Annotated in this window: 1 protein-coding gene; it reads left to right on the plus strand. The window is 46.1% G+C overall.

The window, feature by feature from the left end; all coding sequences use genetic code 11:
* Positions 1-798, plus strand: a 798-nt coding sequence (locus A3763_RS03685) for a thrombospondin type 3 repeat-containing protein (protein ID WP_197482739.1), incomplete at both ends; no start/stop codon positions are given.

The following is a 798-nucleotide window of genomic DNA, read 5'->3' on the forward strand; positions in this document are numbered from 1 at the left end:
AGATGGAATCGGTAACAATGCCGATACTGATGATGACGGCGATGGTACTGAAGATATTGCCGATGACTTTACTTTAGATTCTGAACGTCAGAATAAGTCTGATAAGGATAACGATAACTGGTCTGCCAATCAGGACCCTGATGATACCAATGCCAGCATTCCAGGTATCGATTTTGTTGATACCGATGGCGATGGCATGGCTGATTCTGGTGGCAGAAATGATGACCCTGATGATGATAATGATGGTGTGATCGATACTGAAGATGCCTTCCCAACAGACCCTACAGAACAAAAAGACCAAGATGGCGATGGCACAGGCGATAATGCTGATACTGATATCGACGGTGACCAGGTGCCGAACGATGAGGATAAGTTCCCACGTAACCCATTTGAAAGTGTTGATACCGATGGTGATGGTATTGGTAATAATACAGATGAAGACGACGATGGTGATTCCGTACCTGATCTTCAGGAAGAGCAAGATGGCACCAACCCGCTAGAGCGTGATACCGATGGTGATGGCGTGCTCGATAACGTCGACCAAGGTCCAACTGACCCAACGGTACAGTTCGATTCAGACCAAGACGGTATTGATAATGCGATAGATAATTGCCCAGTTCATTACAACCCTGTACAGAGTGACCTGGATGATGATGGTCGCGGTGATCCTTGTGACCTGGATCGCGATGGTGATGGCGTTAACAATGATCTTGACGCCTTCCCTTCAGATGAAACAGAAACAGAAGATACTGACAATGACGGTGTAGGTAACTCAGAAGATACTGATGACGATAATGA

It is taken from the genome of Oleiphilus sp. HI0128 (genome assembly GCF_001635365.1).